The 23,333-nt window shown below is 49.4% G+C and carries 22 protein-coding genes, 1 riboswitch and 1 other annotated feature; all 22 genes read left to right on the top strand.

Annotated features, from left to right (window positions below; translation table 11 throughout):
* The first annotated feature begins 98 nt into the window (after positions 1-98).
* Positions 99-1,373, top strand: a complete 1,275-nt coding sequence (purD, locus tag AC0J5I_RS04310) for a phosphoribosylamine--glycine ligase (protein ID WP_475305514.1) — start codon at positions 99-101, stop codon at positions 1,371-1,373.
* Positions 1,374-1,470: 97 nt separating this feature from the next.
* On the top strand, positions 1,471-2,463 hold the full coding sequence (locus tag AC0J5I_RS04305) for a zinc-binding dehydrogenase (protein ID WP_475304156.1): 993 nt from the start codon (positions 1,471-1,473) through the stop codon (positions 2,461-2,463).
* A 118-nt stretch (positions 2,464-2,581) separates the two neighbouring features.
* On the top strand, positions 2,582-2,791 hold the full coding sequence (locus AC0J5I_RS04300) for a hypothetical protein (RefSeq protein WP_475304152.1): 210 nt from the start codon (positions 2,582-2,584) through the stop codon (positions 2,789-2,791).
* A 189-nt stretch (positions 2,792-2,980) separates the two neighbouring features.
* On the top strand, positions 2,981-4,372 hold the full coding sequence (gene mnmE, locus AC0J5I_RS04295) for a tRNA uridine-5-carboxymethylaminomethyl(34) synthesis GTPase MnmE (RefSeq protein WP_475304149.1): 1,392 nt from the start codon (positions 2,981-2,983) through the stop codon (positions 4,370-4,372).
* Positions 4,373-4,437: 65 nt separating this feature from the next.
* Positions 4,438-6,333, top strand: coding sequence for a tRNA uridine-5-carboxymethylaminomethyl(34) synthesis enzyme MnmG (mnmG, locus tag AC0J5I_RS04290; RefSeq protein ID WP_475304146.1), 1,896 nt, complete (start codon positions 4,438-4,440; stop codon positions 6,331-6,333).
* A 213-nt stretch (positions 6,334-6,546) separates the two neighbouring features.
* Positions 6,547-6,654, top strand: a riboswitch (TPP riboswitch).
* Positions 6,655-6,729: 75 nt separating this feature from the next.
* On the top strand, positions 6,730-7,554 hold the full coding sequence (gene thiM / locus AC0J5I_RS04285) for a hydroxyethylthiazole kinase (RefSeq protein WP_475304144.1): 825 nt from the start codon (positions 6,730-6,732) through the stop codon (positions 7,552-7,554).
* The gene (gene thiE, locus AC0J5I_RS04280) at positions 7,541-8,182 is read left to right on the top strand and encodes a thiamine phosphate synthase (protein ID WP_475304142.1); all 642 of its coding nucleotides are present in this window, start codon (positions 7,541-7,543) and stop codon (positions 8,180-8,182) included. The genes thiM and thiE overlap by 14 nt, the downstream gene beginning before the upstream one ends.
* Positions 8,179-8,820: an HAD family hydrolase gene (locus AC0J5I_RS04275; RefSeq protein WP_475304139.1), complete on the top strand. Its 642-nt coding sequence runs from the start codon at positions 8,179-8,181 to the stop codon at positions 8,818-8,820. Before thiE ends, AC0J5I_RS04275 begins: the two co-directional genes overlap by 4 nt.
* A 7-nt stretch (positions 8,821-8,827) precedes the next feature.
* Entirely contained in the window at positions 8,828-9,610 is a 783-nt protein-coding gene (gene thiD, locus AC0J5I_RS04270; protein ID WP_475304135.1) for a bifunctional hydroxymethylpyrimidine kinase/phosphomethylpyrimidine kinase, read from the top strand.
* A 329-nt stretch (positions 9,611-9,939) separates the two neighbouring features.
* Positions 9,940-10,602 carry an HAD family hydrolase gene (locus tag AC0J5I_RS04265; protein WP_475304130.1) on the top strand — a complete coding sequence of 221 codons (663 nt, stop codon included), beginning with the start codon at positions 9,940-9,942 and terminating at the stop codon, positions 10,600-10,602.
* 137 nt (positions 10,603-10,739) lie between these two features.
* Positions 10,740-11,456 (top strand): 16S rRNA (guanine(527)-N(7))-methyltransferase RsmG, encoded by a 717-nt coding sequence (rsmG, locus tag AC0J5I_RS04260; protein WP_475304126.1) that lies wholly within the window; start codon positions 10,740-10,742, stop codon positions 11,454-11,456.
* Between the two features lie 315 nt (positions 11,457-11,771).
* On the top strand, positions 11,772-12,536 hold the full coding sequence (locus tag AC0J5I_RS04255; protein ID WP_086628685.1) for a ParA family protein: 765 nt from the start codon (positions 11,772-11,774) through the stop codon (positions 12,534-12,536).
* Positions 12,526-13,419 (top strand): ParB/RepB/Spo0J family partition protein, encoded by an 894-nt coding sequence (locus AC0J5I_RS04250; RefSeq protein WP_086986306.1) that lies wholly within the window; start codon positions 12,526-12,528, stop codon positions 13,417-13,419. Before AC0J5I_RS04255 ends, AC0J5I_RS04250 begins: the two co-directional genes overlap by 11 nt.
* Before the next feature lie 37 nt (positions 13,420-13,456).
* Positions 13,457-13,663, top strand: coding sequence for a DUF951 domain-containing protein (locus AC0J5I_RS04245; protein ID WP_086628836.1), 207 nt, complete (start codon positions 13,457-13,459; stop codon positions 13,661-13,663).
* A 50-nt stretch (positions 13,664-13,713) separates the two neighbouring features.
* Positions 13,714-14,814: a redox-regulated ATPase YchF gene (gene ychF / locus AC0J5I_RS04240; protein ID WP_475304117.1), complete on the top strand. Its 1,101-nt coding sequence runs from the start codon at positions 13,714-13,716 to the stop codon at positions 14,812-14,814.
* 207 nt (positions 14,815-15,021) lie between these two features.
* On the top strand, positions 15,022-15,708 hold the full coding sequence (locus AC0J5I_RS04235; RefSeq protein ID WP_475304114.1) for a DUF1129 domain-containing protein: 687 nt from the start codon (positions 15,022-15,024) through the stop codon (positions 15,706-15,708).
* Positions 15,709-15,979: 271 nt separating this feature from the next.
* Positions 15,980-17,464 carry an IMP dehydrogenase gene (gene guaB / locus AC0J5I_RS04230; RefSeq protein ID WP_475304110.1) on the top strand — a complete coding sequence of 495 codons (1,485 nt, stop codon included), beginning with the start codon at positions 15,980-15,982 and terminating at the stop codon, positions 17,462-17,464.
* A gap of 179 nt (positions 17,465-17,643) precedes the next feature.
* Positions 17,644-18,336 (top strand): response regulator transcription factor, encoded by a 693-nt coding sequence (locus tag AC0J5I_RS04225; RefSeq protein WP_475304104.1) that lies wholly within the window; start codon positions 17,644-17,646, stop codon positions 18,334-18,336.
* Between the two features lie 56 nt (positions 18,337-18,392).
* Positions 18,393-19,532, top strand: a complete 1,140-nt coding sequence (locus AC0J5I_RS04220) for a sensor histidine kinase (protein WP_475304100.1) — start codon at positions 18,393-18,395, stop codon at positions 19,530-19,532.
* A 116-nt stretch (positions 19,533-19,648) separates the two neighbouring features.
* Positions 19,649-20,992 (top strand): serine hydrolase, encoded by a 1,344-nt coding sequence (locus AC0J5I_RS04215; protein WP_475304097.1) that lies wholly within the window; start codon positions 19,649-19,651, stop codon positions 20,990-20,992.
* Positions 20,993-21,090: 98 nt separating this feature from the next.
* Positions 21,091-21,324: a binding site (T-box leader), on the top strand.
* A gap of 53 nt (positions 21,325-21,377) precedes the next feature.
* Positions 21,378-22,679: a serine--tRNA ligase gene (gene serS / locus AC0J5I_RS04210; RefSeq protein ID WP_475304093.1), complete on the top strand. Its 1,302-nt coding sequence runs from the start codon at positions 21,378-21,380 to the stop codon at positions 22,677-22,679.
* Between the two features lie 83 nt (positions 22,680-22,762).
* Entirely contained in the window at positions 22,763-23,296 is a 534-nt protein-coding gene (msrA, locus tag AC0J5I_RS04205; protein ID WP_475304088.1) for a peptide-methionine (S)-S-oxide reductase MsrA, read from the top strand.
* The last annotated feature ends 37 nt before the right edge of the window (positions 23,297-23,333 follow it).

The raw sequence follows: 23,333 nt of genomic DNA, 5'->3' as shown, positions 1-23,333 counted from the left end.
AGGCACTCAAACGTCACAGTGCGACGTTTGAGGTCTTTAGCATTTTGAGTACTGGCACTATTATCAAGCTTCATATAAAAGGTTGGAGGATCTCAATGATGAAACTTCTTGTAATCGGCAGTGGCGGACGCGAGCATGCCATCGCTAAAAAATTAACTCACAGCCCGTTGGTGGCGACTGTTTACTGCGCCAAAGGGAACCCAGGGATGGCCCATGACGGCATCACGTTAGTCGACATTGCGGAAAACGACCATCAAGGATTGGTTCAATTCGTCAAAGACAACAACATCGCTTGGACTTTCGTCGGACCGGAAATCCCGTTATTTGAGGGGGTTACGGATGCATTTGAAGCGGCTGGACTGAAAGTCTTCGGACCTTCCAAAAAAGCGGCCGACTTGGAATGCTCCAAGCAGTTCGCAAAAGACCTGATGAAGAAATACGGCATCCCGACTGCAGCCTATGAGACATTCGAAGACTATGAAGCAGCGGTTGCTTATGTGGAAGCCAATAGTGTTCCGATCGTCATCAAGGCGGACGGTCTGGCAGCCGGAAAAGGCGTCGTCGTCGCGATGACGATGACTGAGGCTCTGGATGCACTGAACGACATGCTCCTGCAAGGCAAATATGCAGCAGGCAAGCCGAAAGTTGTCATCGAAGAGTACCTTGAAGGGGAAGAGTTCTCATTGTTCGCGCTGGCGAACGGTGCGAAATATTACTATTCAGGTGTCGCACAAGACCACAAGCGGGCTTATGACGGCGACAAAGGCCCTAATACGGGCGGCATGGGCGCCTATTCGCCTGTACCGCAAGTATCCGAAGCGATGATTCAGGAAGTGCTGGATACGGTCGTAAAACCGACTGTAGAGGCGATGGTTGCTGAGGGCATCCCGTTCAAGGGAGTTGTCTACGCCGGCTTGATGATCACCGCCAAAGGGTTGCGCGTCATCGAATTCAATGCCCGTTTCGGAGATCCGGAAACACAGGTCATCATGAATCAGATGGCTTCCGACCTGGCGCAAGTCATCGATGACATCCTGAACGGAAAAGATCCGGTCATCGAAATGTATACCGATCGTTACACTTTAGGTGTCGTTGTTGCCGCTGAAGGCTATCCGGAAGCACCTATGCAAGATATCCCGTTGCCTGATCTGGACACGGAAAATGCGGATTGCATCGTCTATGCAGCAGGCGTGAAGGCCGGCGAACAAGGTTTGTTGTCCAACGGCGGACGCATCCTGTTGATCGCGGGCCAAGGCGAAACGCTGCAGGACGCGCAGGACAAAGCTTACCGTTACCTGAATGCAAATCCGATCGCGCATACGTTCTATCGTTCCGATATCGGAGCAAAAGCAATCCGTTTTACGGAAAAATAGCAAGTTGAGGGGGGAGGCTGCGGTCTCCCTCTTTGTATTTCTGTCCTGAAAAGCTATACTGAATCTAACGGAAATATCCATTTGAGGAGTGAGCGATATGGTGAAAACATTGATTCACAGCGGGCAAGTCGGATTGGAAGGTTTGAAATGGGAAGACCATGCGGAACAGCCAACAGGACCTTCCGGGATAAAAATAAAGGTCAAAGCGGCCGGCCTGAATCATCGCGACCTTTTTGCCTTGAGCCAAGTGCATGAGAAGCACCCGGTTGTCATCGGCTCGGATGCTGCCGGCATCGTTGTCGCTGTCGGAGCAGAGGTGACGCGTTTCCAAATCGGTGATGAAGTGATGCTTTATCCCGGCAGCGGTTGGCGCGAGAACAGCGACACGGCACCGGAAACTTTCACGATCCTCGGTAGTTCGGAGCAGGGGGCGATGGCGGAGGAAATCGTTGTTTCCGAAGACAATGCTGTCCATAAACCGGCTCATCTGTCTTGGGCAGAATCAGGCGTCCTGTCCCTGTCCGCGTTGACGGCTTACCGCGCCTTGTTCACAAAAGGCGGCGTGTCGGAAGGCATGAAAGTTCTGATCCCAGGCATCGGCGGCGGAGTGGCCAACTACCTGCTGCAATTCGCCAAGGCTGCTGGAGCGACTGTATACGTCACTTCCCGCTCCCCGGAAAAATTGGCGAAGGCGCTGCAGCATGGAGCCGCCAAAGGCTTGCTGCACGATGAGGATTGGGTGGAAGCGATGGGTGGCGAAAAAGTGGATGTCGTAATCGAGTCGGTCGGAGCAGCCACTTTCGATAAATCGCTGGATGCGGTGCGCAGAGGCGGCACCATCGTGACTTTCGGCTCATCGACGGGCGATCTGGTCACCTTCGATTTGCGGAAATTCTTTTACGGACAGTACACGTTGAAAGGCTCCACGCTGGGCAGTTTTGAAGAATATGAAGCGATGATCCGTTTTGTCAAGGAACATAAGCTCCATCCCGTTGTGGACGCCGTTTATCCTGCAGAGGATTTCAAGGCGGCCTTCCTGCGGTTGGAAAATGCCGAACAGATGGGGAAAATCGCCCTGCAGATCGGCTGAACTGTAACAAAATGGAAAAAAACAATTCCCGCGGGAAAGCAGGGCCTCCCCATAACGCTATGCTATATTGGGAATGCTGTTTCAGAAGTTGAGCGCGTACTATTTGAGGGGGATTTCCATGAACGTCAGTGAGTTGTTGTTCATCGCATCGATGATTACCTTGATCGTAGGATTTGTTGGTGTGGTGATGATTATTGTGTTGGGTGTGATGGATTTGATGCATATCCATTTGCGCGTCTATGTGAACAGGAAAAAATACATTCGTAACGTCATCATCCTGTTGGTGGTCGGAGGTTTGTTGAGTACGGCCTACCTCATGATGAAATAAATAACCGTTCATTAAATGCTTGCATTGCGCCGGCATTGCTTGTATAATCGGCTAGAAATCTATTTATAGTAAGCTGAAAAGAATATCCAAAATGAAATGCAGTCAAAGTGCTTTTCCTCCCGCTTGAACGAAGGGGAGGAGTGGGCGCTTTTTTTGTACGCTGAAACAACCGAGAAAGGACGATAATGAATGATTATAAATGAATTTGATACCATCGCCGCCATTTCGACGCCGCCGGGAGAAGGGGCCATCGGGATTGTGCGTTTGAGCGGGGACCAAGCGATCCAGATAGCCGATGCCTTATACCGATCCGGAACGAAGCACTTGGCCGATGTCGCCACGCACACCATCAATTACGGCCACCTTTATGATCCGCGCACAGGCGACATGATCGATGAAGTCATGGTGTCAGTCATGCACGGACCGAAGACCTTCACCCGCGAAGATGTCGTGGAGATCAACTGCCATGGCGGTGTCGTGAGCGTCAACCGGATTCTGCAGACGATTCTCCAGAACGGTGCCCGCATGGCCGAACCAGGGGAATTCACGAAGCGCGCCTTCCTGAACGGCCGGATCGATCTGTCGCAGGCCGAAGCGGTCATGGACTTGATCCGTGCCAAAACCGATCGAGCGATGAATGTGGCGCTGCATCAGTTGGACGGCAAATTATCCGGCATGATCCGTGATATCCGTCAGATCATCCTGAACACGTTGGCTGAGGTCGAAGTGAACATCGACTACCCGGAATACGATGACGTCGAGGAAGTGACGACGAAGCTGTTGAAGGAACGCACCATTGAAGTGCGCGGACACATCCAGCATCTGTTGGATACCGCCAAGCAAGGAAAGATCCTGCGCGAAGGCCTTCAGACGGCCATCATCGGCCGCCCCAATGTAGGGAAATCCAGTTTGCTGAACCGCCTGTTGCGCGAAGAGAAAGCCATCGTGACGGACATCGCCGGCACCACCCGCGATACGATCGAGGAATACGTGAACGTCAGAGGCGTGCCTTTGAAGCTGATCGACACTGCGGGCATCCGCGAAACGGATGACGTCGTGGAAAAGATCGGAGTCGAACGCAGCCGCAAAGCCTTGGCCGAAGCCGATCTGATTCTCCTGTTGATCAACCAGAACGAAGGGCTGACGGAAGAGGACAAGCAGCTTCTGGAAGACACGAAGGACATGAACCGCATCATCCTTATGAACAAAATGGATCTGGAAGCGAAGATGACAACCGATGAGCTGGAACCTTGGAGCGATCCTGAAAGAATCATCGAAACATCGATGCTGAGCGAAACCGGACTGGACCAACTGGAAAAACAGATCACGAAGATGTTCTTCTCCGGTGAAACCGGCGAGACGGATGCAACCTATGTATCCAACGTCCGCCATATCGCGCTGCTGAACGATGCGATGGATTCGCTGGATGAAGTGCTGAGCGGCATCGAATCAGGCATGCCAATCGACCTCGTCCAGATCGATTTCACCCGTTGTTGGGACCTCCTCGGAGAAATCACCGGCGACAGCGTGCAGGACGAACTCCTCACCCAACTATTCACACAGTTCTGCTTGGGTAAATAAAAGAATTCAGAAATCAACTAAAATAATAAGAACAAATAGCTAGCACAAACGAAAGGAATGGAAAAATGAACAGATTTGAAGCTGGAAGTTTTGATGTGATTGTTGTAGGAGCCGGACATGCCGGATCCGAAGCGGCGCTTGCCGCAGCGCGTATGGGATGCAGCACGATGCTGGTCACGATCGATTTGAACATGGTTGCCTTTATGCCCTGCAACCCATCCATTGGCGGGCCTGCGAAAGGTGTCGTCGTAAGAGAAATCGATGCATTGGGCGGCGAGATGGGACGCAACATCGATAAGACGTATATCCAAATGCGCATGCTGAACACAGGGAAAGGCCCTGCCGTCCAAGCGTTGCGCGCACAAGCGGATAAGGATGACTATGCCCACCATATGAAGCACACTATCGAAAAACAGGAGAACCTGCTGCTGAAGCAAGCCATCGTTGAGGAATTGATTGTGGAAGATGGCGAAGTCAAGGGCGTAGTGACGCATACTGGCGCCGTTTACCGTGCTGGTGCCGTCGTCATCACGGCCGGAACCTCTTCCCGAGGCAAGATCATCATCGGGGACTTGGTTTATTCATCAGGACCGAACAACTCGCAGCCATCCATTAAATTATCCGAAAATCTGCTTGATCTGGGATTTGAATTGGCGCGCTTCAAGACCGGCACGCCGCCGCGGGTAATGGCTTCGAGCATCGATTATTCCAAAACCGAGGAACAACCCGGTGACGTTGAGCCGAACCATTTCAGTTTCCTTTCCAAAGATGAAGACTATCTGAAAGATCAATTATCCTGCTGGCTGACCTATACGAGTCCGGAAAGCCATGAAATTATCCGCGATAATCTCCACCGCGCGCCGATGTTTACGGGTATCGTGGAAGGCGTAGGGGCGCGTTATTGCCCGTCGATCGAAGACAAAATCGTCCGTTTCAGCGACAAGCCGCGCCATCAGCTCTTCCTTGAGCCTGAAGGCCGCGAGAACGAAGAAGTCTATGTGCAGGGTTTATCCACCTCATTGCCGGAGGATGTTCAGCTTGATTTGATCCGTTCCGTACCGGGTATGGAAAATGCACAAATGATGCGGACAGGCTATGCCATCGAATACGATGTCGTAAAACCGCATCAGTTGCGCCTTTCCTTGGAGACGAAATTGGTGAAGAACTTGTTCACTGCCGGCCAAACGAACGGCACATCCGGTTATGAAGAAGCTGCCGGACAAGGCATCGTGGCCGGCATCAATGCCGCTTTGGCTGTGCAAGGGAAAGAACCAATGATCCTGAAACGCAGCGATGGCTACATCGGCGTCATGATCGATGATCTGGTGACCAAAGGAACAATGGAACCGTATCGCTTGTTGACTTCACGCGCCGAGTACCGTCTGTTGCTTCGCCATGACAATGCCGACTTCCGCTTGACCGAAATGAGCCGCGAAATCGGTTTGGTGACGGAAGAACGCTACGAAACATTCCTGGAGAAAAAACAGGCCGTTGAAAAGGAAATCGCCCGCCTTGAAAAAACCCGTCTGAAACCGACTGAAGAATTGCAGGCTTTCCTTGCGGAACAAAACTCCGCTCCGCTGAAGGACGGCATTTTGTTTGCTGACCTGCTGAAGCGTCCGGAATTGAAGTATGAAGGTCTGATCGCTTTTGCGCCGTTTGAAGTAGCCTTGCCGAAAGAGGTCATCAAGCAAGTGGAAGTGCAGATCAAATATGCTGGCTACATCAAGAAAGCCGTCGAAAAAGTGGACAAGCTGAAGAAAATGGAAGAAAAACGCATCCCTGCGAACATCGATTATGATGCCATCAACGGAATCGCGAACGAAGCCAAACAAAATCTGAAGAAGATCCAACCGGAAACAATTGCCCAAGCAAGCCGGATCAGCGGCGTCAACCCAGCCGACATTTCCGTTTTGATGGTCTACGTAACCCAAGGAAAGATCGCCAAAATCTCAGAATAACTCAGAGCGAGATGAATCCCGGGTAGAAATCGAGCATTAAGAGGATTAACACAAAGCGTTTAATAGAGTATGAAGGTATTTCCTGAATAATCGGGCAGCGACAGTCAGTGAAATTGCCTATACGAATATTTTCAGGTGGCTGAATGAACAATTAAAACGACAAAATCATCCTTGAGTAAGGATGGCGCATATGCTAAGATGATGACATAACTGCATACGAAAAAAGGGAGCTTGTGTCAGCAGGCTGAGAGGAAGTAATCAACTTCGACCTATTACCTGATTTGGATAATGCCAACGTAGGGAAATAACATTGAATGAATCCATTCAGCGGGAAATGCCTATTCGGACATTTCCCGCTTTTTTTGTCGCATCAAACAAACTATTTGGAGGTAACCCATGTTCAATACGCTATTCGAAAATGTACAGCAACAGACACCGCTGGTCCACTGCATCACCAATTATGTCACTGTGAATGATGTCGCCAATGTCCTCTTGGCTGCTGGAGGCTCCCCGATCATGGCGGATGCCCCCGAGGAAGTCGCGGATATCACAAGCATCTGCACCGCCCTGAATCTGAACATCGGAACACTGAACAGCAGATCCGTGGAGTCCATGCTGCTGGCAGGGCGCCAAGCCAATGCGCTCGCCCATCCCGTCGTTTTGGATCCAGTGGGCGCGGGGGCATCCCCTTTCAGGACCGAAGCGACCTTCAGCTTGCTGGAGGAAATTGCCTTCACCGTGATCAAAGGAAACATTTCGGAAATGAAGACGATCCATTCCGGAAGCGGCACGACAAAAGGCGTGGATGCCGACATCAGTGATGCGGTGACCGAGGAAACGCTCGAGGCAACAGTCGCTTTCGCCAAACGATTGGCCGATCGGAATGATGCGGTCGTCGCAATCACCGGCGCGATCGATATCGTCGCGGACCGGGACAAAGCCTACATCATCCGCAACGGGCATCCGCGGATGGCAAAAGTGTCCGGAACTGGCTGCATGCTGTCGGGATTGATCGCAGCCTATTGCGGAGCAAACCCGGAGCAGTTGCTGGATGCCACGGCGGCAGCGGTGTGCCTGATGGGAGTCAGCGGCGAGCTGGCTTACGAAAGGATGATAAGCAATGCCGCAGGGACTTCATCCTACCGCAGCTACATCATCGATGAAATCAGCAAGATGTCGGTCGAAAAACTGGAAGGGAGCGCTAAAATTGAGAGTAGATAAGAACGATTTGCTGCTTTACGCGGTGACCGATCGCCAATGGCTGGGGAACGCGTCCTTGGCGGAACAGCTTGAAGAAGCTATCCAAGCGGGCGTTACCGTCGTGCAATTGCGCGAGAAGGAATTGGATTTCGATGCCTTTGTCTCCCTGGGCAAAGAACTGCAGGCCGTGGCCAAACGCCACCGCATCCCTTTCATCATCAATGATGCAGTCGATGTGGCCTTGGCGCTGGATGCGGATGGCGTTCACGTGGGACAGAGCGATATGCAGGCTGGAGACGTCCGCAGCCGGATCGGCGAGGGGAAAATCCTTGGCGTTTCTGCGCATTCCGTCGAAGAGGCGCTGGCGGCGGAACGGAACGGGGCCGATTATCTGGGCGTAGGTGCGATCTACGGGACAGCGACGAAGCTGGATGTCGACGCGCTGTCGATCGAAACACTGCAGCAGATCTGCCGGGCGGTGAGCATACCTGTTGTGGGGATCGGAGGCATTTCTGAAGGGAATATCCTCGAGCTCAAGGGCAGCGGCATCGACGGGATTGCCGTCGTATCCGCCATCTTTGCGCAGCCGGACATCACAGCGGCGGTGAAGAGACTGCGCCCGTTAGCCGAAGCAATGGTGCAGCCATGACAATGGAAGCTGCCATCTTCGATCTGGACGGGACGCTGCTGGATTCCATGCCGATCTGGCAGGGGCTGGGGGAAAATTATTTGCTTCAGAAAAAGCTGCAGCCAGCTTCCGGATTGCAGGATGTGTTGAAGACGATGAGCCTGCCGCAAGCCGCACAATATTTTCAATCGGCCTATGGATTGCGTGAAGATGAAGAGACGATCATTGCGGAAATCGAAACGCTGCTTGCGGATCTTTACCGTTATGAAGTCCCGCTTAAGGCCGGAGCAGCGGAATATCTTCAGACATTGCAGGAGCAGAATGTGAAGATGTGCATCGCCACCGCGACCGAAAGGAATTTGGCCGAGAGCGCCTTGGAGCGGTTGGGCATCCGGAAATATTTCAGCGCCATCCTGACCAGCAGTGAAGTAAAGGCAGGCAAAGAGGATCCGCTCATTTTTCAGCGGGCGTTCGAACACCTTGGGGCGCCCCTCACGAAGACCGTCATCTTTGAGGACGCGCTGCACGCCGTCGAAACGGCAACGGCAGCCGGTTTCCGGGTAGTCGGCGTCCATGATGAGACGGCAACAAAGGATATGGAGCGCATCAAAGCGTTGACGGAGCAGTACATCTATTCATTTTCGGATTGGAAAGGATGAGCAAAACATGAAAACAGTATTGACGATCGCCGGTTCGGACAGCAGCGGCGGAGCGGGCATCCAAGCGGACCTGAAGACGATGATGGCGCATAAAGTCTATGGGATGAGCGTGATCACGGCGCTGACGGCGCAGAACACGACAGGTGTGGCCGGAATAATGGAAGTGACGCCCGAATTTGTGGCGCAGCAGATGGATAGCGTGTTCAAGGATATCCGCCCTGATGCGGTGAAGATCGGCATGGTATCGAATGCCGCAATCATCAAAGTCATCGCCGAGAAGCTGCTCGAATACAAAGCGGAAAATATCGTCGTGGATCCCGTCATGGTGGCAACAAGCGGCAGCAGCCTGATGCAGGACGATGCCAGCCAGGATTTGCGGACGCTGTTGTTGCCTTTGGCTGATGTGATCACCCCCAATGTGCCGGAAGGGGAGGTGCTGAGCGGCATCAAAATCGAGACGAAGGCGGATATGCTGGCTGCAGCGGACAGTATCGCTTCGGCTGCGGGAACCAGCGTGCTACTGAAAGGCGGCCATCTCAAGGACAGCGCCGATGATCTGCTCTTTAGGGACGGGAAAGTCAGTTGGTTCGAGTCGGAACGGATCGAAAACCCGAATACGCACGGCACCGGCTGCACGCTTTCCTCAGCCATCGCCGCGAATCTGGCTTTGGGTCACGGAATGGAAGAGAGCATCCGCCTGGCCAAAGTCTACATCACCGGCGCGCTCCGCGACGGAATGGATCTAGGCAAGGGTAGCGGCCCGCTCAATCACGCGTACCGCATCACATAAAAACAGGGCTATCTCATTTCGAGGTAGCCCTTAATTCGGTCAATTGCCCCGATCCAAAGATGGAGACGTCAACGGGCAAGCACTGGATGGGTAAATTCAGTACATTGATAAAGTGCCTAACTCCTAACGTTCGGAAATTGGCGTTTTGAGATAGCGAAAACGAGTGAATTCTTTCCAAATTCTAAATAAAACCTCATTATTCTGTTGTTTTTGTTTGTTATAATTTTGATTATAGTGAACATTCGGAATTTTGAGTTTTTGCGTCATAGTGGCTTACATCGCTATTGTCCGCATTCAGTTCATATTCGCGATCGAAGGGAAGATAGAAGATGGGATTACTATTATTCGATTTTGACGGTACCTTGGCAGAAACATGCAAAATCAGCGAGATGGCTACGATGGATACATTTGAACAATTCGGGTATCCCGTCCCAACTGTTGAGCAGCTGCGTAAGGATAGAGGAAAGCCCCATTTTGTGAAGTTTAGCGGCTATCTGAAGCAGTATGCACTCTCTCCGGTCGAGATGGATAAGCTGATGGAAGTCTTTTGGGACAACTACGAAAAATATGAAAATATGCTGTTGGAACCATACGATCTGTCGCGGGAGTCCTTAATGGAACTGAAAGGGAACGGGCACCATCTGGGCGTGATTTCCAACAAAGCAACCAAGGCGTTGTTGCGCAGTCTTGCTGCAGTGGATCTGTTGGACCTGATGGATGTGGTCATTGGCTTGGATAACATGAACCAGCACAAACCAAATCCGGAAGGCATTTTCACCTCCTGGGAGAAAATCCCGATGGCGAAAGAAGAGACCGTCATGATCGGTGATACCATTTATGACATGCAGATGGGGAAAATGGCAGGCATAAAGACCATCGGCATCACCTGGGGCGGAAGTTCCGCCCAAACCCTGCGCGCGGAGCATCCCGATCGCATCGCCAACTCATTCGTCGAACTGGAAATCATTCTTGCAAACTTGCTTGTTGCTTAAATAGATTGGAAAAAGCCGCTGTTCCCCGAATAAGGGACAGCGGCTTTAAAGTTGATTTAGCCCTTGTACAGACCGCTCTTTCAGGATAAAGTAGAGAGGTAGAAAAACAGACGAAGCCAATGAGGAAAGGAAACATTATGAATCCAGAACAATTTACCCAGGCACTTGCCGAAAAAGGGATCCTTTTGAATGAAACGCAACTCGAACAGTATGCAACTTATTTGCGTTTATTGCGCGAATGGAACGAAAAAATCAACCTGACGGCGATCACGGAGCCGGATGAAGTCTATCTGAAGCATTTCTATGACTCGATTTCGTTAGGCTTCCACATGGATTTCACCCAAGCGGAAGTCACACTTTGCGATGTCGGTGCCGGCGCCGGTTTCCCGAGCATCCCACTCAAGATCGCCTTCCCGAAATTGCAGGTGACGATCGTGGATTCATTGAACAAACGGATCACCTTCTTGGAGACTTTGGTTTCCGAATTAGGTTTGACGGGCGTTTCCTGCTTCCATGACCGTGCGGAGACTTTTGGACAGAACAAGAAATTCCGCGGCCAATTCGATGTGGTGACGGCGCGTGCGGTCGCACGCTTGAGCGTCCTGAGCGAACTGTGCCTGCCTTTGGCCAAAAAAGGCGGTACATTCGTGGCGATGAAAGCAGCCAGCACGGAAGAGGAACTCCGCGATGCAGAGCGCGCCATCACGATTTTGGGCGGCAAAATCGAGGAGGATATCTTTTTTGAACTGCCGAACGAAGCAGGCGAACGCCACATCGTGAAGATCAAGAAGACGAAAGAAACTCCGAAGACCTACCCGAGAAAAGCCGGGACACCGAACAAAAATCCATTGTAAATCGGAAAAGGAACGGCCCGACCGTCTGCTTCTTTGCAGGCAGGCCGGGCTTTTTGGGGTTAAGATGCGCGTAAAAAGTGATTTTATGGCATCGGTTTTATCTATCCTATATTTTTCCAAATTTTTTTGTTACAATAGTCTGGTAAAGTTATAGCCTTTTTTATAAATAGACATACTGAGCGATAAATGATGATTCATTTTGAAGAAATGCGTAGGGGAAAAGGCGCAGGTATCGTTTTTTCTCTTTTTTTAGGCAAAAAAGTGGAACGGCGGCACAGCAGCTTCAAATGAACGACAGAAAGTGGAGGAGAACAGATGGCACGGATTATTGCAGTCGCAAATCAGAAAGGCGGCGTCGGAAAAACGACGACCACCGTCAATTTAGCAGCTTCTTTGGCCTACTTAGGCAAAAAAGTGTTATTGATAGATAGTGATGCCCAAGGGAACGCTACCAGCGGACTCGGCATTTCAAAAGCAGATGTTGAAAAAGATATATATGATGTATTAGTGAACCAAGAGCCCATCGAGAATGTCATCCGAGAATCCTCGCGGGAAAACTTATGGGTCGTGCCGGCAACCATCCAATTGGCAGGGGCTGAAATCGAGTTGACGAATCAACCGCATCGTGAAGCGCGCCTTTATGATGCAGTGCAGTCGTTGCGTGACGAATATGACTTCATTTTCATCGATTGCCCGCCATCACTGGGGCATTTGACGATCAATGCTTTCACCGCCAGTGATTCGGTATTGATTCCGGTCCAGTGCGAGTATTATGCCTTGGAAGGGCTGAGCCAATTGTTGAACACCTTCCGCTTGGTTCAGAAGCATTTCAATAAGGACCTGAAATTGGAAGGGGTCTTATTGACGATGCTGGATGCCCGTACGAATCTCGGCTTCGAAGTCGTTGATGAGGTCAAAAAATATTTCAAAGAAAAAGTATACAAGACAATCATTCCACGAAATGTCCGTTTATCCGAAGCGCCAAGCTATGGACAATCGATCGTTGACTATGATATCCGTTCAAAAGGAGCGGAAGTTTATCTTGAGTTGGCAAAGGAAGTGTTAGCAGATGGCGAATAAAAACAGCAAAGGGCTAGGACGCGGCATCGACGCGCTCTTCAGCAACTTTGAAGATATCGAGAAGATCGATGAAAAGACAGAGAAGGTACAGGAGATCCCTTTAGACGAAATCCGTCCCAATCCTTACCAGCCACGGAAAACCTTCGATGACTCGACTTTGCGGGAATTAGCTGACTCGATCATGCTGAACGGCGTCATCCAACCGGTCATCCTGCGCCAATCCAGCGTGAAAGGCTATGAAATCATTGCAGGCGAACGCCGCGTCCGCGCGTCCCGCTTGGCCGGCAAAACAACAATCCCGGCAATCGTCCGTGAATTTGACGAAACAGCCATGATAGAAGTCGCCATTCTGGAAAATCTGCAGCGTGAGGATCTGACTCCGTTGGAAGAAGCGGAAGGCTACCAAACATTGATGAACAAGCTGAATCTTACGCAAGTGGATGTAGCCCAAAGATTAGGGAAGAGCCGTCCGTACATTGCCAACCACCTGCGCTTGTTAAACCTCCCGCAGGACGTCAAACGGATGTTGCAAGAGGGATTGGTCTCCATGGGGCAAGCCCGCACGCTTTTAGGCTTGAACGATGAATCGTTGATCAGCGAATTGGCGAAACGTGCTGCCGAAGAAGGTATCACGGTCCGACATCTGGAATTGCTGGTCCAACAGCTGAACAATCCTGGAGATGTCGCTAAAAAGACAACCAAGAAGAAAAAAGAAACGAAGCCAGTATACATCAAAGAGAGCGAAGAACGCTTGATGGACAAATTCGGGACATCCGTACAAATATCCAGCAAGGGCGAAAAAGGCAAGATCGAGATCGAATATCTTTCTCCAGCCGACCTGACCCGGATTTTGGATATCCTGCAAATTTCCCTGGACGATTAAGAATAGACGAAGACATCAGAAAGAGGTGCATCTAGCCTTGGTACAACAAGATTATGGATTGCATGATGTGGTGGAAATGAAAAAGCCGCATCCCTGCAAAAACAACTCATGGGAAATCATCCGAATGGGTATGGACATCCGGATCAAATGCCTGAAATGCGGGCAGATGGTCATGATGCCGCGCCGTGAATTCGAGAAGAAGATGAAAAAAGTACTGACTAAGGCAGAAGAAACTGTCGAATAGGTCTTTGAAGAAATAAATAAAAGCAATATAAGTGGAAAGAGTGTGAAGAAATGTCATTAACAGCAGGAATCGTAGGGTTACCGAACGTCGGTAAATCCACTTTGTTCAACGCCATCACCAAAGCGGGAGTGGAAGCCGCAAACTACCCATTCGCGACGATCGACCCAAATGTCGGAGTAGTCGAAGTTCCCGATGAACGTTTGAATAAACTAACAGAATTGGTGAAACCCAAAAAAACCGTCCCGACCACTTTTGAGTTCACGGACATTGCCGGAATCGTTAAAGGCGCCAGTAAAGGGGAAGGTCTGGGAAACAAATTCTTGGCCAACATCCGTCAAGTGGATGCCATCTGTCACGTCGTCCGTTGTTTCGAAGACGATAACATCACACACGTCAGCGGTAAAGTGGATCCATTGGATGATGTCGAAACCATCAACTTGGAACTGATTTTCGCGGATTTGGAATCCATCGAAAAACGCTATACACGCATCAGCAAAATTGCGCGTACGAAGGACAAAGATGCTGTTTACGAATTAGCTATATTGGATATAATCAAAGAAACGCTGGAAGCTGGTAAATCCGCACGTACCATCGAATTTACACCGGAAGAAGAAGTGTACGTGAAAAACCTGTTCCTTTTAACGACAAAACCTGTTCTTTATGTCGCAAACATCTCTGAAGAGGACGTAATAGCCGGCGGAGACAATGAAATGGTGAAAATTGTCCGTGATTTTGCGGCGACAGAAGGTGCAGAAGTTGTTACCGTCTGTGCCCGTATCGAAGAAGAAGTGGCTGAATTGGATGATGAAGAAAAAGCCGAATTCCTGTCGGAGTTAGGCATCGAACAATCCGGACTTGATCAACTGATCCAAAAAGCTTACACGCTGCTTGGGCTGGGAACATACTTCACAGCAGGCGAAAAAGAAGTCCGTGCCTGGACATTCAGATTAGGGATGAAAGCACCGCAGACAGCCGGCATCATCCATTCCGACTTCGAACGCGGCTTCATCCGTGCCGAAACAGTTTCTTACAATGACCTACTGTCATACGGCAGCATGCAAGCAGCCAAAGAAGCAGGAAAAGTAAGACTTGAAGGAAAAGACTACGTAGTCCAAGACGGCGACGTAATGGAATTCCGCTTTAACGTATAACAGGATGTGATGATTCGCGTTTAGATACCCAGACGTTGGGTAAGGAAGCACTGTGACCGTACCGGTCAAGTGTATCATGTCTCTAAGCGATTAAAAATCGCAAGAGCCATGACAAAACGGGAGTGGTATCTGCGAATCAGAACTCAACTATAGGATTTAGAACCGTTCTATAAAGGATGCCGCATGTAATCAAGGGAGGATTTACCATTGGAAGAAACGAAGAGCGTTGAACAAATGAAGTTCGAAAACAAAGCGTTATGGCAGAGTTTGACAAAAAGAAATGAACAATACATGCTGGGGCTGGACAGAACCTTGAGAGCTGCAAACCTGGAAGAGGGGCGCAGAGAGGAAATATACAACAAAATGATGCGGGAATTGTTGGACGCCCAAAAAACCGGGAAAACTGCCCGCCAATTATACGGCACAGTGTCTGAGTGCGCATCAAACATCTTGGTCAATCCAACAGATAACGAAGTTAAAGTCCGTTCGACTGATTGGTTGATCGCTTTGGATGGCGGCTTATTGCTGGGGTCTCTTTTCGCGATGATTTCAGGCGTTTCCTTGCTGACCAACAGTGGCGAAGACGTAATCGGAATGGGTCTGATCAGCTTAATCCTGAACTTTATCGTGGGCGGCATCGCCATGCTCATCATCTCCAAATACACGCCGAATCCGGATGCGCCAAAAGGCGAAAAAGGCTTCGGGAAATACATCTTTGCGACGACCGGCGCTATGTTGCTTTGGATGCTCATCATGACTGTTTCCATGATGCTTATCCCAGCCACAATCAATATCGCTTTGCCTGCATGGTTGTACCTTGGAATCGCGGGTGTAGGTTTTGCTGCAAAAGTATATCTGAAGAAAAAATATCATATCGTGGGCGGCATTTTGTAGGCCGTCAATGGGTGGAGGCCGAGATGCAAATAAAACTTGTATCTCGGCTATTTTCGTATATTGACAGAAATAAACTGTAGATGAATCCCTGGATGCAATCATACGCATTAATTCCGAACATTGAGGTAGTTGTGAATGCATAGTATTCGATAAAAACGCTTCTATATGAGAATTGTATGATAAAGGGAGGTTTGCGCTTGACGTAGGTTGTTGGTGGTGGTATTTTAGATGATAAAAAATCAGCATAAATAAAAAGGAGTGTTCATCGAAAATGTCAAATTGGGAAACAAAATTCGCTAAAGAAGGTTTTACTTTTGATGATGTATTATTAGTCCCGGCTGAAAGCCATGTATTACCTAACGATGTGGATTTATCGATTGATTTAGCTAAAAATTTACACTTGAATATTCCTATAATGAGCGCAAGTATGGATACTGTTACCGATGCGGCAATGGCAATCGCAATGGCTCGCCAAGGCGGCTTGGGCGTCATCCACAAAAACATGACCATTGAAGCGCAGGCTGAAGAAGTGCACAAAGTAAAACGTTCCGAAAGTGGCGTCATCATCGACCCATTCTTCCTGACTCCTGATCACTTGGTTGCTGAAGCAGAGAATCTGATGAGCAAATACCGCATCAGCGGCGTTCCTATCGTTAACGATATGGGAGAACGCAAGTTGGTAGGGATTTTGACGAACCGCGATCTGCGCTTCATTACAGATTACCAAGTTCCAATCGGCGATGTCATGACCAAAGAACATTTGGTTACCGCTCCTGTAGGTACTTCTTTGAAAGATGCTGAATCCATTCTGCAAAAATACAAAATCGAAAAACTGCCTTTAGTCGATGAAACCGGACGTCTGGCGGGCCTGATCACAATCAAGGATATCGAAAAAGTAATCGAGTTTCCCAACTCCGCAAAAGATGCACACGGCCGTTTGATCGTTGCGGCTGCAGTAGGTGTGACAAGTGACACATTTGAACGCGCCCAAGCCTTATTGGATGCAGGTGCAGATGCAATCGTCATCGATACAGCGCATGGCCACAGCGCCGGCGTTATCCGTAAAATTAAAGAAATCCGCGAACAATTCCCTGAAGCAACCTTGATTGCCGGAAACGTAGCGACTGCCGACGGGACCCGCGCACTCTTTGACGTCGGGGTCGACGTAGTCAAAGTCGGAATCGGACCGGGCTCCATCTGTACAACTCGTGTCGTAGCCGGTGTCGGTGTTCCTCAGATAACAGCCATCTATGATGCCGCAAGCGTAGCGAGAGAATACGGCAGAGCAATCATTGCTGACGGCGGGATCAAGTATTCGGGAGACATCGTCAAAGCGATGGCTGCCGGTGGACACGCAGTCATGCTGGGCAGCATGTTGGCAGGTACGGATGAGTCTCCGGGCGAATTCGAAATTTTCCAAGGCCGTCGTTTCAAGACTTACCGTGGTATGGGCAGTCTGGCAGCAATGGAAAAAGGCTCAAGCGACCGTTACTTCCAAGGCGGCGTAAATGAAGCGAAGAAAATGGTGCCGGAAGGTATCGAAGGTCGTGTAGCCTATAAAGGGGCAGCCAGCGATATCATCTTCCAATTGCTCGGTGGTGTCCGTTCCGGTATGGGTTATGTCGGTGCAGCTAATTTGCAAGAGCTTCGTGATAATGCGCAATTCATCAAGATGTCCGGTGCCGGATTGATTGAATCCCATCCGCATGACATCCAAATCACAAAAGAAGCACCAAACTACTCCATCCAAAGATAAAACTGCAAGAAATCAAAATGTCCGGGACACTGTTCCCGGGCATTTTTTTTATGTTCACGGTTTGTTGGAACTTTCTGATATAATTAAAATGGAATTTCTTTATGCTTCCTTAAGCAAAAATTTAGAAGAATTTGGTACGATGAGGGAAAATATGTATTTTTAGGAAAGGGTTGTCCTATATGAATAAAGTTTTGATCGTCGATGACGACAGGGAAATCGTGGATTTGCTGAGCATCTATTGCAAAAATGAAGGGTACGAACCGATAAAGGCTTATGACGGCACCGATGCTTTCCGGAAGCTTGAGGAAAACGTGGACATCCAACTCATCATTTTGGATGTGATGATGCCAAAAAAAGACGGCATATCGGTGGTGAGGGAGCTGCGGGAACAGAATAACCCGATCCCGATTCTTATGTTGAGCGCCAAATCCACAGACATGGATAAAATCCAAGGCTTGACGACAGGTGCGGACGATTATGTTTCCAAGCCATTCAACCCGCTGGAAGTAATGGCCCGCATCAAATCGCTATTGCGCCGGACGAATATGCAGGTGGATGCTTCGGAGATGGACGCGATCGAAATAGGTCCGCTGATCATCAAGAAGGATTCCCATGAAGTCAAGACACTGAACGGAAAGAGCATCCAATTGACCGCGCTGGAATTCGGCATCATGCATTTATTGGCGAGCCATCCGAATCGCGTCTTCAGTGCCGATGAGATTTTTGAACGTGTTTGGCAACAGGAAAGCATCGTATCGGCCAAAACAGTGATGGTGCATGTGAGCCATCTTCGCGATAAAATTGAAGAGGCTACAGGTGGCGAGAAAGTCATCCAGACAGTATGGGGTGTAGGCTATAAGATTGGGGAATAGGCAGACCTGCCTGCAGGCTGGCCTGGAAAAATCAGCTGAGTCGGGAGGGTGCAGCTTTGTTTAACAAGTTGAAGAAGAAAGAATTGAGTGAACTCGTTTTTGAAGGGGCCTTGACGCTCGGCATCGTCTATCTGCTCTACATCGGGATGGAGCTGATGTTCAACCGGCTGGTTGCGACTCCTCCCGCTTTCTTGAGGGAAATTCCCTCTTTAAGACGATTCGTAATGGTGGTTGACGCATTTCTGACCATTTATGATAATGTTTTCCAATGGATAGCGGCGATTTTTGCGGCCGTCTTCACCGGTTGGCGTTTGGCCAGAAGATACAAGCAGATGCAGCTGACGCATATCCTGGACGAGTTGCATTATATCGCAGCGGGACACTTCGATCATCGGATCGACGCAAACAATGCCGGCAGCTATGTTGATGTTGTGGACAGCATCAATACACTAGTGGAGAGCACTGTCCAAGCGATGGCAGAGGAACGAAAAATTGAGCAATCGAAAGATGAATTGATCACGAACGTCAGTCACGATATCCGCACCCCTTTGACTTCCATCATCGGCTACCTAGGATTGATAGAGGACAAGCAATTCACGAGTGAAGAGGATGCCCTGCGTTATATCCATATCGCTTATACAAAAGCGCTGCAGATGAAGGTGCTTGTCGATGATCTTTTCGAATATACGAAAGTGCGGCAACCAACGACTCCGCTGCTGTTGAAGACGATCAATATCGGGAACTTTTTGGAGCAGATCGTCGCGGATTATGAACTGGAGTCGCGCAAACGCCATATGGAGACCGAAGTGATCATGAAGACGAGTCCTTTGATGATCGAAATGGATGTCGATAAAATGGCCCGCGTCTTCAATAATCTCATTTCCAATGCCCTCAAGTATGCGCATGGCGGCACTTGGGTACATATCGAAGCGGAAAAGATCGGTTCTGAGGTGATTGTTGCCGTGAAAAATAACGGGGAGCGTATCCCTGAAGAATCGCTGCAGGAATTGTTCGGTCGCTTCTATCGGGTGGAAAATTCCCGTTCGAAAGAGACCGGTGGGACCGGGCTGGGGCTCGCGATCGCCCAAAGCATCGTCACCCTTCATGGCGGGTATATCTATGCGGAATCGGATGAGGCGGAAACCAAATTTGTGCTGCATCTCCCTTTGAAGCAGACTCCGCCTGTTAAGGAATAAGGAACGTACACTTTCTGGGTACGTTCCTTTTTTTGGTTGTCTTTTTATACTATTTCCGCTAACATAGAAGGGTATATGAACTGAATGAAATGACTGAATGGAGATAACTACAAACAATGATAACTATAAAAAACAGAAAAATGATTATGGGAACACTATCGGCTGCCTCTGTATTGGTGAGCAGCTTGTTTGCAGCACCGGTTGCTTTGGCTGCTGAACAACCGTCTGTCGATGCGAAAGCAGCTTTCGTGATAGAAGACGAGACCGACAAAGTGCTTGTCAACCAAAATGGGGAAGAAGCGCTGGGCATAGCCTCAATGACAAAGATGCTCAGCATCTACTTGATACTGGAAGCCATCGAGGAAGGCAAATTGACTTGGGACAAGCAAATCACTGTCAGTGATTACGTCTATGAAGTCAGCCAGAACTACAATTTTTCGAATGTGCCTTTGCGTCAGGATATCACGTATTCTGTGGAAGAGCTGTACCAATCCGCATTGATCTATTCTGCAAACGGCTCGACGATCGCTTTGGCAGAAGCTTTGGCTGGTTCCGAAGCGAAATTCGTCGATCTGATGAAGGCTCAGTTGGATGAGTGGGGCGTAGAAAACTATGAGCTCTATAATGCAACCGGCTTGTCGAACAGCGATGTCGCGGAAGAAAACCTATATCCCGGTGCATCGTCTGACGGCTACAATAAAATGACTGCGCGTGGGGTCGCGATGGTTGCAGATCATCTGATCGATGATTACCCTGAAGTTTTGGAAACGACTTCCATTCCGGAGTTGGCTTTCCAAGCGGGAACGTCCGACGAAATCATGATGCACAGCTATAACGTGATGTTGCCTGGTATGTTTTATTACCGTGAAGGTGTGGATGGTCTGAAGACCGGAACAACGCTGGAATCCGGCGCATCCTTTACTGGTACCGCAATGCAAGATGAAATGCGGATCATCACCGTGGTCATCGGCGCGGATGAGAGCACCAAACGCTTTAAAGAAACAGGACGTTTGATGGACTATGCCTTCTCGACCTTCGAGAAGACGACGGTAGCGGCAAAAGGCGATGCTGTTTCCACGCAAGAACCGATTACGGTGGCCAAAGGGAAGCAAACTGAGGTCGGGCTTGTCTACAACGAAGACCTTGTGACCGTTACCGAAAAAGGTGCCGAAGAGCTCGCGCTCACAACTGTTTTCACACCGGCGGAAAAGAGTCTGAATGAGGACGGCGAGATTGAAGCGCCTATCGAAAAAGGCACAGAAGTAGGGTCCGTCGCTGTGACAGTCGAAGGCGACGAGTTGGGCTACCTGGATGGAGCGACCTCCGAGGATGTCAAAGTCGCAGTCGCAAGCAGCGTTGAGAAAGCCAATATCTTTGTGCGCGGCGGCCGTGTTGTCGGAGATTTGTTCGGTAAAGCTTGGCAAACGGTATCCGATTTTGTCGGAGGATTCTTTGACTGATCCGGAATAGCTGCAGGCTAATTTGGACCGGCCGCTTTATTGACAGCACAAGGTTTGTTCAGTAAAATGAGGGTATCGAAGCTTAGCCTAATTGAATAGAGAAAGCCATGCATGTGACCAGTAGATAATGTGAAGCGCCCCAGAGAGTCAGTGGTTCGGTGAGAACTGACCCTTCACCTATTGAATCCCCACATGAAGCGAACAATGAAAACAAGAAATTGACTAAATTGTTCCGGATCCGTCCGTTAACGCAATGAAGCGCAGCCCGTCCATTTAAAGGATTGGCTGAAGTTGGGTGGTACCGCGAACGTTAAAGCCATTTCGTCCCAGATTATTCTAGGGATGGAGTGGCTATTTTTGTACACATTAATGAGGAGGAAAGTATATGTTGGATGTAAAATTTTTAAGGGATGGATTTGAAGCCACTGCAGAAAAGTTGGCTGGACGTGGCGTTAAAGCGGAAGAATTGGCGACGTTCCAGGAATTGGATGCGCAACGCCGCGAGAAAATCGTTGAGACGGAAAACCTCAAGCAATACCGCAATGGCGTTTCCCAGGAAATCGCGCAATTGAAACGCAATAAAGAGAATGCGGATGATAAGATTGCCGAAATGAAAGAAGTCGGCGACAAAATCAAAGCGCTGGATGAAGAACTGAATGAAATCGAAGAGAAGACGACCTACATCGCCACAAGATTGCCTAATTTGCCGCATGCCTCTGTTCCTGTCGGTGCGGATGAAGACGATAACGTGGAAGTAAGAAGATGGGGGACACCGCGCGCGTTCGATTTCGAACCGAAAGCCCACTATGATATCGCCGAGGCGTTGGATATCCTGGATTTTGAACGCGGCGCTAAAGTGACCGGAAGCCGTTTCGTCTTCTATAAAGGCTTGGGAGCTCGCCTGGAACGCGCTTGCTACAACTACATGCTGGATCTGCATACCGAAGAACATGGCTACACGGAAATCATCCCTCCATACATGGCGAACGAAGCTTCCATGTTCGGTACCGGACAATTCCCTAAATTCAAAGAGGATGTTTTCCAATTGACGGATGAGCGCAATTTCACGCTGATCCCTACAGCAGAAGTTCCTTTGACGAATTATTACCGCGATGAAATCATGAATGAAGCAGAACTGCCTGTCTATTTCACGGCGATGAGTCCGTCTTTCCGTTCTGAAGCCGGAAGTGCAGGACGCGACACAAGGGGCCTAATCAGGATGCACCAGTTCCATAAAGTAGAGATGGTGAAATTCAGCAAACCGGGAACTTCCTATGAAGAATTGGAAAAAATGACAGACGATGCTGAAGCTGTGCTGAGAGGCTTGAAGTTGCCGCACCGCACTATCACATTATGCACGGGGGACATGGGCTTCTCCGCAGCCAAAACGTATGACATAGAAGTATGGATCCCAGCTCAAGATACCTATCGGGAAATCAGCTCTTGTTCAAATACAGAGGCATTCCAAGCCCGCCGCGCGAAAATCCGTTACCGCAACGAAGAAACAGGGAAGCTGGAATTCGTGCACACGTTGAATGGCTCCGGGTTGGCAGTCGGCCGCACTGTGACTGCGATACTTGAGAATTACCAAAACGAGGACGGTTCCGTTACGATTCCTGATGCACTTGTGCCATACATGGGCGGCATCACAAAAATAACCAAAGAAAATGCAAGCAACAAACGCTGATCGCAAGCAAGATATGCGAGTAAGCTTTTGGTCATGTGATACAATCATTTCAGACGAAAATGCGTACGAAAGGAATGAGGATAGTGACAGAACCAAGATTGGAAAAAGCTACTTTTGCCGGAGGCTGTTTTTGGTGCATGGTCAAACCGTTTGATAGCCTTCCGGGCATAGAATCAGTTGTTTCGGGCTATACCGGCGGCCACACAGAGAATCCGACCTATGAAGAAGTTTGTGCCGGAACGACCGGGCATACGGAAGCCGTCCAAATCACATTTGATCCAGCTTTGTTTCCCTACAAAGATTTAGTGGAGGTATATTGGCAGCAAACAGATCCCACTGATGCTATGGGTCAGTTCGTAGATCGTGGTGCTTCTTACCGTCCGGTTATTTTTTATCATTCACCGGAACAAAAAGAGATAGCGGAAGCTTCGAAACAAGCACTGCAGGAAAGCGGGAAATTCACTAAACCAATCGTGACTTCCATCGAGCCGGCACAACCGTTTTATGCGGCGGAAGAATATCATCAGGATTTCTACAAAAAAAGCAGTGCGCATTATCATGGGTATCGTTCCCATTCAGGCAGAGATTCGTATATCGAATCGCATTGGAAAAAGTAGAAAGCTTTTCGAGGCCACATATAGTAAAGAAGAGCCC

Source organism: Trichococcus sp. TS_SC_9 (genome assembly GCF_056156325.1).
This window is presented reverse-complemented; position numbering and strand designations above follow the sequence as displayed.